Annotated in this window: 13 protein-coding genes; 7 read left to right on the top strand and 6 right to left on the bottom strand. The window is 65.0% G+C overall.

Annotated features, from left to right (window positions below; genetic code table 11):
- The first annotated feature begins 19 nt into the window (after positions 1-19).
- Positions 20-1,699: a hypothetical protein gene (locus O5K31_RS02270; protein WP_332367265.1), complete on the top strand. Its 1,680-nt coding sequence runs from the start codon at positions 20-22 to the stop codon at positions 1,697-1,699.
- On the opposite strand, the gene pseC is transcribed toward O5K31_RS02270, so the two are convergent.
- Together pseC and pseB are read right to left on the bottom strand one after the other, a co-directional pair.
- Positions 1,696-2,862, bottom strand: a complete 1,167-nt coding sequence (gene pseC / locus O5K31_RS02265) for a UDP-4-amino-4,6-dideoxy-N-acetyl-beta-L-altrosamine transaminase (protein WP_269715511.1) — start codon at positions 2,860-2,862, stop codon at positions 1,696-1,698. The two genes, O5K31_RS02270 and pseC, sit on opposite strands and share 4 nt — an antisense overlap.
- On the bottom strand, positions 2,859-3,896 hold the full coding sequence (gene pseB / locus O5K31_RS02260; RefSeq protein ID WP_269715510.1) for a UDP-N-acetylglucosamine 4,6-dehydratase (inverting): 1,038 nt from the start codon (positions 3,894-3,896) through the stop codon (positions 2,859-2,861). The genes pseC and pseB overlap by 4 nt, the downstream gene beginning before the upstream one ends.
- Positions 3,897-4,011: 115 nt before the next feature.
- Here pseB and O5K31_RS02255 point away from each other — a divergent pair, with 115 nt between their 5' ends.
- Complete coding sequence (locus tag O5K31_RS02255) at positions 4,012-4,422, top strand: hypothetical protein (protein WP_269715509.1); 411 nt, start codon at positions 4,012-4,014, stop codon at positions 4,420-4,422.
- Positions 4,423-4,426: 4 nt separating this feature from the next.
- Here O5K31_RS02255 and O5K31_RS02250 read toward each other — a convergent pair whose 3' ends face one another.
- The 4 genes from O5K31_RS02250 to modA are packed head-to-tail and all read right to left on the bottom strand — an operon-like array spanning position 4,427 to position 6,983.
- Positions 4,427-5,212: an SDR family oxidoreductase gene (locus O5K31_RS02250; protein ID WP_269715508.1), complete on the bottom strand. Its 786-nt coding sequence runs from the start codon at positions 5,210-5,212 to the stop codon at positions 4,427-4,429.
- A 39-nt stretch (positions 5,213-5,251) separates the two neighbouring features.
- Complete coding sequence (locus O5K31_RS02245) at positions 5,252-5,536, bottom strand: 4a-hydroxytetrahydrobiopterin dehydratase (RefSeq protein WP_269715507.1); 285 nt, start codon at positions 5,534-5,536, stop codon at positions 5,252-5,254.
- 1 nt (position 5,537) lies between these two features.
- Positions 5,538-6,188: an HAD-IA family hydrolase gene (locus O5K31_RS02240; protein ID WP_269715506.1), complete on the bottom strand. Its 651-nt coding sequence runs from the start codon at positions 6,186-6,188 to the stop codon at positions 5,538-5,540.
- A gap of 36 nt (positions 6,189-6,224) precedes the next feature.
- On the bottom strand, positions 6,225-6,983 hold the full coding sequence (modA, locus tag O5K31_RS02235; RefSeq protein WP_269715505.1) for a molybdate ABC transporter substrate-binding protein: 759 nt from the start codon (positions 6,981-6,983) through the stop codon (positions 6,225-6,227).
- Between the two features lie 133 nt (positions 6,984-7,116).
- Here modA and O5K31_RS02230 point away from each other — a divergent pair, with 133 nt between their 5' ends.
- The 5 genes from O5K31_RS02230 (at position 7,117) to O5K31_RS02210 (ending at position 13,258) form a co-directional block, all read left to right on the top strand.
- Positions 7,117-9,186, top strand: a complete 2,070-nt coding sequence (locus O5K31_RS02230) for an AsmA family protein (protein WP_269715504.1) — start codon at positions 7,117-7,119, stop codon at positions 9,184-9,186.
- Between the two features lie 213 nt (positions 9,187-9,399).
- On the top strand, positions 9,400-10,386 hold the full coding sequence (locus O5K31_RS02225) for an ABC transporter ATP-binding protein (protein WP_269715503.1): 987 nt from the start codon (positions 9,400-9,402) through the stop codon (positions 10,384-10,386).
- Positions 10,383-11,144, top strand: coding sequence for an ABC transporter permease (locus tag O5K31_RS02220; RefSeq protein WP_269715502.1), 762 nt, complete (start codon positions 10,383-10,385; stop codon positions 11,142-11,144). The genes O5K31_RS02225 and O5K31_RS02220 overlap by 4 nt, the downstream gene beginning before the upstream one ends.
- A gap of 94 nt (positions 11,145-11,238) precedes the next feature.
- Positions 11,239-11,751, top strand: a complete 513-nt coding sequence (locus O5K31_RS02215; protein WP_269715501.1) for a hypothetical protein — start codon at positions 11,239-11,241, stop codon at positions 11,749-11,751.
- A 559-nt stretch (positions 11,752-12,310) separates the two neighbouring features.
- Positions 12,311-13,258, top strand: a complete 948-nt coding sequence (locus tag O5K31_RS02210) for a toll/interleukin-1 receptor domain-containing protein (protein ID WP_269715500.1) — start codon at positions 12,311-12,313, stop codon at positions 13,256-13,258.
- Positions 13,259-13,412 lie beyond the last annotated feature (154 nt).

The following is a 13,412-nucleotide window of genomic DNA, read 5'->3' as shown; positions in this document are numbered from 1 at the left end:
AGTCCATTACGAGCTATACGTGCGGCGCAAGCCGGGCGCGCCTTGGGTCCTGGACCTGGCGTCCGAGGATCGCGCGCGCGCGCTTCAATCCGCTGAGGATTGCCTGGCCGAGGGGCGCGCCGCCGCTGTTCGCGTCACCAAGGAGACCCTCGACGAGGAAACTCGCGAGTTTCAGACCGTCACCATCATGAGCAAGGGAGCCGTCATGGGTCCCGACAAGAAGAAAAAGGTCGATGAGGACCGCGCGCCGCTGTGCGTCAGCCCCGCCGATCTCTACAGCGCCCACGCTCGGGAACGCATCGGTCGCCTGCTGGATGGCTATCTCGCGCGCCACAAGGCGACCCCGTTCGAACTCCTGCACCGCCCCGACCTTGTCGAGAACCTCGAAGCCTCGGTCGAGCTGCAGCACGCCATCCAGAAGATCTCCATTCCCGAGGCGGAAGCCCGCGGGCTGAAGGTCCACGATGTTATGAAGACCTTCCAGGGCCTGGCCCAGCGGGCCATCGAGCGCCTGCTGAAGGACTTCAAGAAGGGCAAACTGCCCGACGTGGACCGCGAGGGCTTCGCCGCGGCCGCCGAGCGGCTGGTGGCCGATCCCGACCGCGCCTACCTGCTGGGCGCCGGCGTGGCCGCCTCCATCGCGCCCGCCCACGGCTGGGCCGACAAGATCACCCGTCTCCTTGACCTGGCCGACGCCGCCCCGCAGGAGCCCAAGGCCCGCGCCATGGCCCTGGCGGTCATCGAGCAGCCGATCTGTGAAATCCTGAATTCCGCCGCCGGCCTCAACGACCTGCTGGGCTCGGACATGGACCTGGGCTCGTCCCTGGCGGCTATGACCCGCCTGGCCGGTTCCGAACAGGTCGAGATGCTGATCGGCATCGAACCGCGCGTGGCCGCGGTGATGCCCGCGCTGGAAGGCCCCGCCGCCCGGCTGGCCAACTGGCTGGGCAGCAAGCACTTCGAACAGGTCCGCAAGGCCATCTCACAGCGCGTGCTCAAGGAGCTGACCAGTCCCAAGCGCCTAAAGCCTGGCGATGCGGAAGCCGAAATCGAGTATCTGCGCGCTCTCGCCATGGCCCTGACCGCCGCGGCCGGCCGCATCCTCGAACACGAGGACATCCACAACGCCTTCACCGAGCGTTCCAAGATGCTGCTCACCGGCGAGTTCGTCACCAGCCTGCTCGGCCGTGACCGCTCCGCCCGCGAGGAGATCGAGGTGCTGGTCAAGCTGACCGAGAACGTCACCGGCGGCGCCAATAAGCGGGCGGCCTCGCGCTGGCTGCTGGCCAACGCCACCGGCCTGCGCTTCGAACGCGAGATTCAGCAGGGCCCAGACGCGGCGGCCGCCAAGCTGGCGGCGCTCGCCACCCTGCAGCGTCTTGTGTCCCGCTCGGGTCTGGTTCCCGAAGACTACAAGCCGATCCAGGACCATTTCGGCCAGCTAGGCGCGCGGATCGAGAGCGAGACGCGGGTGATCAACACGCTGCTCCGCGCCCCATCGCCCCTGACCTTCAAGCTGAGCGTGCTGATCCGACTCGCCACGGGCGAAACCGGCCCCATCGGCCCCGCCGCCGACAAGGCGAGGGCCGAGGCTCTGAAGCTCGTCCGCATGCCGGAGTCGCGTGAGGCCCTGGCCAAGTCGCCACAGGTGCTGGCCCTGGTGCGTAGCTTCGTCGAAAGCACCCAGAAGGCGGCCTAGAACCCTAAGGCGTCGCGCAGGGCGTCGACGACCCGGTCGACGTCGTCATCGGCCATGCCGGGGAACAGCGGCAGGGTCAGGCATCGCTCGTACCAAGCCCGTGCGCCCGGCAGATCGAGTTCGCCATAACGCGCCCGATAATAGGGCTGGGTGTGGACCGGGATGTAGTGGACCTGCGAACCGACGCCCTGCTCGGCCAAGCGCCGAACTACATCGGCGCGGGTTGCGTCGGCCCCCGCGAAGTCGATCAGCACGGTAAGCAGATGCAGGACAGGTCGCGAGCCCTCCGGCGATCTGGCGAGGCGAACGGTCGGCCCAAGGGGCGTCAGCAGTTCGTCATAACGGGCCGCCAGAGCACGCCGACGCTCTGCGAACCGATCAAGCTTGGCCAATTGCGCCAGGCCGAGCGCGCAGTTGATGTCAGGCAGCCGGTAGTTGAAGCCCGGCTCGGCCATTTCATAGACCCAGGGATCGGCGCCCGCGGGCCGACTCATGCCGTGACTGCGCAAGGACCGCAGGCGGGCGGCGAGTTCGGCGTCATTGGTGGTCAGCATCCCGCCCTCGCCGGTGGCGATGGTCTTGACCGGGTGGAAGGAAAAGCTGGCCATGGCCGACCAGCGGCAGTCGCCCACGGTCATCGCCTCGTTACCGAACACGGCGGTCGAACCAAGCGCGTGAGGCGCGTCCTCGACCAGCACCGCCCCGGCGTTATCGGCCAGCGCTTTCAGCCCCGGCAGATCAACGACATCACCACGTAGATGCACCGGCAGGACCGCCTTCACCCGCCGCCCGGCGGCGCGCTTCAGCGCATCAGCCAACGTCCCCGGCGTCATCAACCCGCTGTCCGGATCGACATCGGCGAAGACCACCTCCGCCCCGACATATCGGGCGCAGTTGGCTGTCGCCAGGAAGGTCACAGATGGGACAATACAGACGTCGCCCTCCCCGACGCCCAGCGCCATCATCGCCAGATGCAGGGTCGCCGTGCCGTTAGATGCGGCCACCGCGTGGGCCGCGCCCACCTTCTCGGCTACCGCCGTCTCGAAAGCGGCGACAGTTGGACCGGTCGTCAGGAAGTCAGCGCGAAGAGCAGCGACCACCGCTTCGACGTCATCGTCCTCGATGGTCTGGCGGCCGTAGGGCAGGAACGGCCGGGCGGTCACGCCCCGCCCTCCTCCAGCATGGCCAGCAGACCTTCCGGGCTCAGCCAGTCGTCATTGATGTCGCTCGCGTAGGCGAAGTCCTCCGCGACCGGGGTCGCGCTTTCGGCCTCCCGAAACGCTTTTCGGGCGAACTCATTGAAGGTTGGTTCAATGATATAGCGGTCAGACAGTTCGATTGTTTGCCGGGCGTCGTCGGCGCTGATCATCACCTCGTGCAGCTTCTCGCCAGGGCGGATGCCGACGACCTTGATCGTTGCACCCGGAGCCATGGCCGCGGCCAGATCAGTCATCTTCATGGAGGGAATCTTGGGCACGAAGATTTCGCCGCCGCGCATCATCTGCAGCGACGACAGAACGAAATCGACACCCTGAGGCAGGGTGATCCAGAACCGCGTCATACGCACATCGGTGATGGGGAGCTCCGTGACGCCCTGAGCCAACAGACGACGGAACAGCGGCACCACGCTGCCTCGCGAACCGACCACGTTGCCGTAGCGGACCACGGCGAACCGCGTGCCGATATCGCCGGACAGGTTGTTGGCGGCCACGAAGGTCTTGTCGGACGCCAACTTCGTGGCGCCGTAGAGATTGATCGGATTGCAGGCCTTGTCCGTGGACAGGGCGAGCACCTGTTTGACGCTGTTCGCCAGGCTGGCCCATACGACATTTTCGGCGCCGATGACGTTGGTGTGGATGCATTCCGACGGATTGTACTCCGCCGCCGGCACCTGCTTCAGCGCGGCGGCGTGGATGACGATGTCCACCCCACGCAACGCCAGGGTCAGGCGCTCGCGATCCCGCACGTCGCCAAGAAAGAAGCGCATGCGCTTGAAGTCCTCGACCGAGAACTTCTCCCGCAACTCCATCTGCATGTCGCTTTGCTTCAGCTCATCGCGCGAATAGACAATCAGCTTGCGGGGCGTGGCGCGGGTCAGCACCTCCTCCACGAAGCGGCGGCCGAACGAGCCCGTGCCGCCGGTGATCAGGATCACCTTGTCGTCGAGATCAAGCGAAGTTGGCGCGAAACGGCCCAAGGCAAACCCCCTATGGCCGCGAACAAGCGGCCTTTCCCCGAGTCTCGGCTGAGTCCCGCGCGGTGTCACCGTCGCATCAACCCTGCGTCAACCTGCGGGGGGTTAGGGTGAACCCATGCGCCTTCTCTCCACCCTTTTACTGATCGCCTTTTGCCTGGCCGCGCCCAACCCGGCCCTGGCGGCCGGCGCCGCTGGCAAGGAGAAGAAGGGCGAGGAATCCTCAGGTCCGATCGTGGACGTGGACCCCATTTCCATCAGCGTACGCCGGCCCACCGGCCGCTGGGCGGTGATGACGATCGAGGCGGACCTCAACATCCCAGCAGAGCCGCTGCGGCAGAAGGCTCAGCTGTCAATTCCCCGGCTTCGCGCCGCCTACACCGAGGTTCTGGCTCGTTACGCCGGCGGCACGGACGCGGGGCGACCGCCCAATGTCGATCGGATCGCCGCGCAACTGCAAAAGGCGACGGACACCGTGCTTGGCGGTCGTGGCGCCCAGGTGATGCTGGGCGGCGTGATCCTCCAATAGCCGCTCACATGGCGGAGATACCGCCATCCAGCTTGAGCTCCGCCCCAGTCATGAACCGGCTTTCGTCTGACGCAAGGTAAAGCACGGCGTTGGCGATGTCGTTCGGCTCGCCGATGCGGCCCAGCGGGATCTGCCGCGCCAGCTTGGACTCCGCCTCCTCCTTGCCGATCATCTGGCGGATGTTGTCGAGGATCGGGGTGTCGATGAAGGTCGGGTGGATCGAGTTGGACCGGATGTCGAGCTTCTGCTTGGCGCAGTGCAGGGCGATGTTCTTGCTCAGCAGCCAGACCGCCGCCTTGGAGGCGTTGTAGGACGGGCCATTGTGGTTGGCGATCAGGCCGGCGATCGAGGACAGGTTCACGATCGAGCCGGGCTGGTTCTGGCGCATGTACTTCAGGGCGTGCTTGGCGCCCAGGAACACCGAATCCACATTGATCGCCATCACCTGTTTCCAGGTGTCGAAGGACAGTTCCTCGATATTGCGGTCACGGCTGACTCCGGCGTTGTTCACCAGGACCGAGATGCCGCCCATGGCCGCGTCGGCTTCCTCAAGGGCGTAGATCCATTGGTCTTCCTGGGTGACATCCAGCTTGAAGGCGAAAGCCGTGCCGGCGCCGTGAGCGGCGTTGATCTCGTCGGCGACGCCCTGCGCGCCCGCCAGATTAATGTCGGCGAGCGAAACCTTCGCGCCTTCCTCCGCCAACCGGCGGGCGGCGGCGGCCCCCAGGCCCTGAGCCGCACCGGTGATAAACGCCTTCTTGCCGGCGACGCGCCCCGTTTTCTGGGTCATTTGCCTCACTCCCTAATTTCAAACATCAGTTTGAATGAGCTAGACCGCGGCGTCCATGATCTTTGCAAGGGTGACATCCCGTTCGCTGACGCCATCGACGTCGTGGGTCGTCAGGATCACCTCGACCCGGTTGTAGACATTGAACCATTCCGGGTGATGATCCAGCTTCTCCGCCGCGATCGCGATACGGGCCATGAAGCCGAACGCTTGGCCAAAATCGTTGAAAGTGAAGGTCTTGGCGATGGCGTCGCGATGCTCCGATGCAGTCCACCCGTGGCCTTGCAGTTGAGCAAGGGCGGCGTTGGCCCCAATGCGCGTGGTCATTTCAGTTTCCCTTGAAGTTCAGGCCCGTGGCTGCCGACAAATCAGCCAGGGCCTGGGCCTCGCTCGTCACCTTGATGGCCGTCATGCCCAGCATCGCCGCCGGCTTGCAGTTGATCCCGAGGTCGTCGAGATACACGCAGGACGCCGGGTCTACCGAAAGCAGTTCGCACATCATCTCATAAATCCGGGGGTCGGGCTTGCGCAGCCCGACCTTGGAGCTTTCGATCACCGCGTCGAACAGCTCCATGATCCCGGCGACCGCAGCCGCCTTCTCGCTCGTGCCCGACATGCCCGCGCCATGGCCGGTGATGACATTGTTGGTGATGCAGCCGACTTTGAATGCCGCCTTGCAGGCTTTCAGCGCCGCGACCATTCCCAGGCGGATGTCGCCGGACAGCAGGGGCAGAACCTCACTCCCGCGCACGGGATGGCCCAGGGCCGTCGATTCTTCGAGGAACCGGACGTCGAAGGCCGACGCATCGATCTCGTTGCGCTCGAACAGGGCCCAGGCGTTGGAATCCGGATTGGTGGCGTTGACCCGTCGCAGCAGGCCATCGGGAAGGCCCCGTTCCGCCTCGTAGCGTGTGAAGGCCTCGAAGGGCGACGAAGTGATCACTCCGCCGAAATCGAAGATCACAGCCTTCACCGTCATACGTTCGCCCTTCGTCGTTTTTGATTTCGGCGGACGCTAGAGCGGATTGAACCCGGCGTCACGGAAGATCGCCTTGGCCTGCGGCCCTTGCAGGAAACGTAGAAATGCGCCGGCCTGCGGGTTCCTGGACCCACTCACCAGAGCGGCCGGATAGATGATCTTCGGGTGACTGGAAGCGGGCAAGACCGACACCACCCGCACCTTCGGCTCGGCCTTGGCGTCGGTCGCGTAGACGATCCCGAGAGGCGCCTCGCCACGCGCCACATAGGCCAGCGCCGCGCGCACATCAGCCGCCGGCGCGGTCTTGGCCGCAACGCCGCCCCACACGCCGAGCGACGTCAGGGCGGCGCGGCCGTAGCGGCCGGCGGGTACGGTGGGGTCGGCTAGTGCGAGGCGGCCGGAGCCCAAAGCGGCTGCAAGAGGAAAGCCCCTGCGGGCCACCAGCTTCGTATTGGAGCCGGCTGGCGCGATCAGCACCAGCGTATTGCCCGCCAACGTTTTGCGGGAGGCCGCGGCCACCAGCTTGCGCTCCGCCATCCAGTCCATCCATTCGGCGTCCGCCGTGACGACGACATCCGCCGGCGCGCCCTGCTCGATCTGGCGCGCAATGGCGTTCGAGCCGGCGAAGCTGAATGTTACTGGCGTGCCGGTCTGTCTTGTGTAGGCGGCGCCCGCCGCCGTGAGCGACTCCCGCAGCGAGGCGGCGGCGAACACCCTCAGGGGCTCGGCGGCGAGCGCCGGACCAGCGAGCATGGCGAGGGCGAGAGCCAGAACGAGATGCAGGCGCATAGGCATGGTGAGGGTTCCGAGGCGGCCAGATCTAATAGCCGATGCGACGCGCCGCCGTCGCGCAGTCTGTAAACTGAAGCTTGGCGGGAACACTTCTGCGCATTCCGCGCGTTCTTGACGGAACGACCGGAGCGCAGCCTTGGATAAGACCCCTGAACAGCCGACGCCGCATGCCCGCCGCAGCCGGTGGGCGCTCGCCCCGTTGAGCGGGCTATCAACGACAGCGCGCTGGGGCGTCGGCGGGGCCCTGGCGCTGTTGGCGGCGTTGATCTTCTTCCTGTTCATCTTCGACTGGAACTGGTTGCGGGGACCGGTGTCGAAGTTCGCCTCGGCCCAGCTTCAACGTGAGGTGAAGATCGAGGGGAACCTTCGGGTTCACCCCTGGTCCCTGACCCCCCGCGCCAGCATCGAGGGCCTGCGCGTCGGACAGCCCAAATGGGCGCCTCAAGGACATATGGCGAAGGTCGATCGCATCGCGGTTCAGGTGAAGCTGCTGCCGCTGTTCAAGGGCGACATCGTCCTTCCACTGCTCGCCATCGAGAAGCCGGATGTGATCCTGCTGCGCGAAGCGTCCGGCCGCGCCAACTGGACCTTCGGCGACCCCAACAAGAAGCGCGACAAGCCGCTCAAATTGCCCGCGATCCAGCATTTCATCATTGATGACGGGGAATTGCGCTACGACGATGCGCAGAAGGGTCTGAGTTTCCGGGGCATGGTCAGCTCGAACGAGCGCGCCATCGGCTCCGAGCGCGGAAGGTTCCTGCTCGAGGGCAAGGGCGAGCTGAACCGCGCGCCGTTCCTGGCCCGCATCACCGGCGGGCCGCTGCTGAACGTGTCGCCGAACCGGCCCTATCCCTTCGACGCCGAGGTGCGGGCGGGCACGACCCTGGTGCTGGCCAAGGGCGCGATCAACAAGCCTTTCGACCTGGGCCGCTTCGGCGCGGACCTGACTCTCGCCGGCCAGGACCTGAACAATCTCTATTACCTGACGGGCCTGGCCCTGCCGAACACCCCGCCCTATCGCGTCTCCGGCCGCCTGGAGCGCAAGGGGTCGCTGTACGACGTTGGAAACCTCAAGGGCCGCATCGGCGACAGCGACATCGGCGGCAAGCTGTCGGTCGAGACCGGCCGGGAGCGCCCCCTGCTCACCGCCGACCTGCGCTCGCGCCGACTCGATTTCGATGACTTGGGGAGTCTACTGGGCGGTACACCGGCTACTGGCGGCGGCGAGACCGCTTCGGACGGCCAAAAGCAGATCGCCGGCCAGCTGCGGGCCCAGCAACGCCTGCTGCCCGACTCCACCCTTCAGGTGGAGCGCATCCGGGCCATGGACGCCAAGGTCCGCTACCGCGCCCTGGCGGTGAACGCCCCCAACCTGCCGCTGCGCCGGGTGTCGCTGGACCTGAACCTGAATGACGGGGTGCTGGTCATGGACCCGCTGTCCTTCGATTTCGCGCGTGGCCGTCTGACCAGCCAGATCAAGCTGGACGCCACCGGCAAGACGCCCCGCACCGACGCCGACGTGCGCCTGACCAACGCCGCCTTGCAGGACTTCATCCCCATCAAGACCGACGGCGTGCCCGCCATCGAAGGCGCCATGGCCGCCCGCGCCAAGCTGACCGGCTATGGCAACTCGGTCCACCGCGCCGCCAGCAGCGCCAACGGCTCGGTGACCATGGTCGTGCCGCGCGGCAAGATCCGCCAGGCCTTCGCCGAATTGCTGGGGGTCAACGCAAGCAAGGGCCTGCTGCTGCTTCTGGCCAAGAGCAACAAGGAGACTGACGTCCGCTGCGCCGTGGCCGACTTCAAGGTCGTCGACGGCGTCCTGCGCGCCAACACCATCGTCTTCGACACCGGCGTGGTCCTGGCCAAGGGCACGGGCACCGTCGACCTGGAGACCGAGCGCATGGCCTTCCGCATCGAGGGCGATTCCAAGAAGCCGCGCCTGGTCCGCCTGTTCCTGCCGATCACGGTCGAGGGCCCGCTGATGCAGCCCAAGGTCGGGGTCGACGCGGGTTCGGCCGTGGCCCAGGGCGGGGTCGCCGCCGCGCTCGGCGCCCTGCTGACGCCCCTGGCCGTCCTGCTGCCCTTCGTCGATCCGGGGCTGGAGAAGGACGCCGACTGCCAGGGCCTGGTCGCCTCGGCGCGGGGCAAGGGCGCGCCCCTGACCAGCGTCTCGGCCCAGACCGCGCCCAACAAGGCCGACTAGGCGCGTTCCATCCAACGGACTGCCGGAAGCTGCAATTTCCGTCACGATTTTGGGGGCATGGTGCGCTCATCGACATGGCGCGCCGATCCCCCAGGCGGCGCGATCCAGCGAGGCCGGCTCCCTCCCCCCAGCCGCCGGCTTCATGGCCGCCCCCTTCCTTCCCCCCGGAAGGGGGCGCGCCCCCGCCAAACTGAATGCCCAGGGCTAGGCGAAGTGCAAAAGCATCACCATGTTGCGCCCAAGCCGGAACCCAGCCGGCATCAAGGGGGCGGTTTGGAACCGATCATTTCTGTTTCGGGTCTGTCGAAGACCTACGCCTCGGGATTCTCGGCGCTGAAAAGCGTCGATCTCGAGATTCGTAAGGGCGAGATCTTCGCCCTGCTCGGCCCCAACGGCGCCGGCAAGACCACGCTGATCAGCATCATCTGCGGCATCGTCAATCCGAGCCAAGGCTCCATTGTCGCGGCCGGCCATGACGTGGTGCGCGACTACCGCGCCGCCCGGACCAAGATCGGCCTGGTGCCCCAGGAGCTGACCACCGACGCCTTCGAGACCGTCTGGGCCACCGTCCGCTTCAGCCGCGGCCTGTTCGGCAAGGCGCCCAACGACAAGCTGATCGAGAAGATCCTGCGCGACCTGTCCCTGTGGGACAAGAAGGACAGCAAGATCATGGCCCTGTCCGGCGGCATGAAGCGCCGGGTGATGATCGCCAAGGCCCTCAGCCACGAGCCCGACATCCTGTTCCTGGACGAGCCCACCGCCGGCGTCGACGTCGAGCTGCGCCAGGACATGTGGGCGATGGTCCGCGGCCTGCGCGAAAGCGGCGTGACCATCATCCTGACCACCCATTACATCGAGGAGGCCGAGGAGATGGCCGACCGGATCGGGGTGATCCGCAAGGGCGAGATCATCCTGGTCGAGGACAAGGACGTCCTCATGCGCAAGCTGGGCAAGAAGCAGCTGACCCTGCACCTGCAGACGCCGCTCGCCGCCATCCCCGCAGACCTGGCCGGCCCGCACCTGTCGCTGTCCGACGACGGCCTGGACCTGACCTACACCTTCGACGCCCAGAGCGAGGACACCGGCATCGCCGCCCTGCTCCGCCGCCTGGCCGCCGACGGCATCGACTTCAAGGACCTGCGCACCGAGGAAAGCTCGCTGGAAGAGATCTTCGTCAGCCTGGTGAGGGGCGAGCCATGAACATCCACGCCATCAAGGCCATCTACCGTTTCGAGATGGCGCGCTGGTTCCGCACCCTGGGCCAGAGCCTGCTGTCGCCGGTGATCTCCACCTCGCTCTATTTCGTGGTCTTCGGCTCGGCCATCGGCAGCCGCATGGCCTCGATCGACGGCGTCAGCTACGGCGCCTTCATCGTGCCGGGCCTGATCATGCTGTCCCTGCTGACGGAAAGCATCTCCAACGCCTCGTTCGGCATCTACATGCCCAAGTGGGCCGGCACGATCTACGAGCTGCTGTCGGCCCCCGTCTCGTGGATCGAGACGGTGATCGGCTATGTGGGCGCCGCCGCCAGCAAGTCGATCATGCTGGGCCTGGTCATCCTGGCCACCGCCCGCCTGTTCGTGCCGTTCGAGATCGCCCACCCGTTCTGGATGATCGGCTTTCTGGTCCTGACCGCGGTGACCTTCAGCCTGTTTGGCTTCATCATCGGCCTGTGGGCCGACGGCTTCGAGAAGCTGCAGATCGTGCCCATGCTGATCGTCACGCCCCTGACCTTCCTGGGCGGCAGCTTCTATTCGATCAACATGCTGCCCGAGGTCTGGCGCAACATCACCCTGTTCAACCCCGTGGTCTATCTGGTCAGCGGCTTCCGCTGGAGCTTCTACGGCGTCTCGGACGTGGGGATTCAGGTGAGCTTCCTGGCCACCCTGGGCTTCATGGCCACGTGCCTGGCGGTGATCTACAGGATCTTCCGGACGGGGTGGCGGTTGAAGAACTAGAGCCTCCCGCCTCACAACCATTGCTTGCCCTCTTGGGGTGGAACAAGGGAAGGTGACGAAGCTCCACCTTGGGGCGTGATGCCTGAGGACCTTGATGCTTCGCCGGATTTCGTTGAACCCATTCCTGTGGACGGCGCTTTGCTTGGTCGCCTTTGTGGCGCAGGCGATCATGATGTCGGCGTACATGGAGGGCGGGGAGCCCACCCCCCTTGCGGTGATGGGCGAGGTCCTACTGACGCTAGGCGTTCCGACTGCGTTCCAGTTCGCGGTCTTTGACCTCGCTTCACGCGCGCGGCCCCAGGATGGCCGAGGCGGGTGGCTCTATATGTTGCCGGTGACATTCGGCGTGCTCGCGGGGATCGCGGCGCTCAACGCGCCTCCGGGTGAGGAATTCCGCCTTCACCACGCCTTCTTCATCCTCGCCGGGTTGAGCTATCTGGCGTGCATATGGAAATCCGCCGGCATTTTGGAGCGCGCGGATTCCGGCAACAGCCACGTCAGCGGCGGACAGCGACTGCTGATGGTGCTGGCGATGTTCTATTGGATCATTGGCGCTTGGGTATTGCAGGGCAAGTTCCGGCGCGTGGCGGCGAAGGCGCCGAGTTAGGCCCGCTGGCGTCGATCACCGGCTGCGCCGACACTCCGGCTATCGATCGTCCTGTGGCCGCGCCCTTAGGTAGGCGACTATGGACATCGGTACGCCCACCACCACAGCGAACGTAGGCGCCCACCAGAAGAGGAAGAGAATGACGAGGCCCGGGTAAAGGCCGACCGTTTCGAGCGCGCCGCTGATGGAGCCGAAGTCAATCGCTCCAGTATGCTCAATCCGGCCATACGCTTCCGCCATCGCCAAAAGGAGCGCTAGCCCCCCGACGGTCTGCAGGATGGTCTTCAGAGTTGGGCCGGGGCCGGGCTTTGGGGGAGTGTCCATCGCACGTCAAAACTGTCCTGAGGATCGATGGGGAGGCTGCGACGAACCGAAGTCAAGGTTTTCCAGAACGGAGGGGGCGAGCCGATATCGAAAATTACACCGTTCTGGAATGCTCGACGGGCCGCAATCTAAGCACTCAGAATGCAAAGACGCGCCCGGAACAGGGCCAGAACATTGACTTGAAGAATTGGTTGAGACAGCAGAGACTACACGCTCTAGCTGCAGGCTCCCAGATATGACCGCCTCGATCTTCATTTCTTACTCTCACGCGGATGAACGCGTGCTGGATCGACTCCATAAGCATCTGGCGATGCTTCAGCGCGACGGCTTGGTGTCCGCATGGCATGATCGAGCCATACTCCCCGGTGACCAATTGGATGAGGGGATCGCAAATCAGTTGGACACTAGCGACGTCTTTGTCGCCTTAGTAAGCGCCGACTACCTAGCTTCAAACTACTGCTACGAAACGGAATTTGAGCGAGCTCTTTTGCGGAGCGAGCGGGGGGATTTGCGTATAGTCCCCGTCATAGTAGAGCCATGCGATTGGCTCTCCTCGCCCTTCCAGAAGTTCATGGCGCTGCCGAAGGACGGCAAGCCGATTTCCGAATGGACGAATGCGAACACAGCCTTTCTGGACGTAGTCACCGGCCTTCGCCGACTGGTGGACGCTGCTCCAGATCTTAAAGCGGCCGGTGTACCCGCGTCCCAGCAGGGCGAACCGAGCAGGCGCGTCCGCCTCAAGCGCGACTTTGACGTCATCGAGAAGGCGGATTTAGCAGACAAGACCTTTGCCGCGATGCGGGACTATTTTCGAGCTGCTGCCGTTGAGCTCGCTAGCGCGAGCGACGACCTGCGCACTCGGTTTGAAGAGATGAGCCCCACTGCATTCACCGGAACAATTGTGAATCGAGCGCGTCGAGGCAATCAGGAGGCCCACATCACCGTCCACAACAAGAAGGGGCGTGGGATGTTTGGTGACATTAGCTACGTGTTCGAAGCTTACGCCGAGGCCAACACCTCCAACGGGTCAATCCAAGTCGAAGCGGACGAGTACGACCTTTTCCTAACGGTAGACCGAATGTTCGGCAGCAGAGGTGATGACACTGAAAAGATGTCGCCCGAGCGGGCCGCCGAATGGCTATGGAACCAGTTCGTAGAACGCGCGGGGGTGGAATATGAGTGAGCGTCGCCCTTATCGCTGCCTCAATTGTGGCGAGAGATTTGAGGTGGAGGTAATGACACCTGAGGAGGAGAGAAGAGCACGCGAAGAGCGACGGCCTATGTCAGGTATTCACTGCCCTGCATGTCACCGTTCTAACTTTCGACCAGGTTGGGAA

Source organism: Caulobacter sp. NIBR2454, assembly GCF_027474405.1.
Lineage (GTDB): Bacteria > Pseudomonadota > Alphaproteobacteria > Caulobacterales > Caulobacteraceae > Caulobacter.
The sequence above is the reverse complement of the archived record's forward strand: the minus strand, read 5'-3'. Positions and strand labels throughout refer to the sequence as shown.

What these genes read in the sequence shown, in the direction of transcription:
- O5K31_RS02255 (WP_269715509.1), top strand. Translation starts at nt 4,012, where the DNA reads ATGCGCCTTCTCTCCACCCTTTTACTGATCGCCTTTTGCCTGGCCGCG.
- O5K31_RS02250 (WP_269715508.1), bottom strand. Translation starts at nt 5,212, where the DNA reads ATGACCCAGAAAACGGGGCGCGTCGCCGGCAAGAAGGCGTTTATCACC.
- O5K31_RS02245 (WP_269715507.1), bottom strand. Translation starts at nt 5,536, where the DNA reads ATGACCACGCGCATTGGGGCCAACGCCGCCCTTGCTCAACTGCAAGGC.
- O5K31_RS02240 (WP_269715506.1), bottom strand. Translation starts at nt 6,188, where the DNA reads ATGACGGTGAAGGCTGTGATCTTCGATTTCGGCGGAGTGATCACTTCG.
- modA (WP_269715505.1), bottom strand. Translation starts at nt 6,983, where the DNA reads ATGCCTATGCGCCTGCATCTCGTTCTGGCTCTCGCCCTCGCCATGCTC.
- O5K31_RS02220 (WP_269715502.1), top strand. Translation starts at nt 10,383, where the DNA reads ATGAACATCCACGCCATCAAGGCCATCTACCGTTTCGAGATGGCGCGC.
- O5K31_RS02215 (WP_269715501.1), top strand. Translation starts at nt 11,239, where the DNA reads ATGCTTCGCCGGATTTCGTTGAACCCATTCCTGTGGACGGCGCTTTGC.
- O5K31_RS02210 (WP_269715500.1), top strand. Translation starts at nt 12,311, where the DNA reads ATGACCGCCTCGATCTTCATTTCTTACTCTCACGCGGATGAACGCGTG.